This window comes from Bittarella massiliensis (ex Durand et al. 2017) (genome assembly GCF_017566145.1).
Taxonomy (GTDB): domain Bacteria; phylum Bacillota; class Clostridia; order Oscillospirales; family Ruminococcaceae; genus Bittarella; species Bittarella massiliensis_A.
Genome location: NZ_JABFCL010000368.1, coordinates 1 through 211, shown reverse-complemented (window position 1 = coordinate 211; position 211 = coordinate 1). Strand labels below are relative to the sequence as shown.

Sequence of the window (211 nt, the reverse complement as noted above, 5' to 3'; positions counted from 1 at the left end):
CGGTACCGGAACCATAAGTCCCGCCGGACTGGAAAAGCGGCTTGTCCGCGTCCAGAACGTAATTGGCCATGGGGTGGCGCAGATTGCCCGGCTCGTTGCCGTTGACCGCCAGCAGATAGTCCACATCCGAGGTGGCGTCCACTTTGATCGTAACGCTGGGGTTGCTGACCGTCAGCTCAATGATGGGCCGGGAGACTTCGGTGGTTTTAAA

The 211-nt window shown here is 59.2% G+C and carries 1 protein-coding gene; it reads right to left on the bottom strand.

Going from position 1 to position 211, the window contains the following annotated elements; all coding sequences use genetic code 11:
- A partial coding sequence (locus HJY11_RS14695; protein WP_208076578.1) for a hypothetical protein occupies window positions 1–211 on the bottom strand: 211 nt, incomplete at both ends.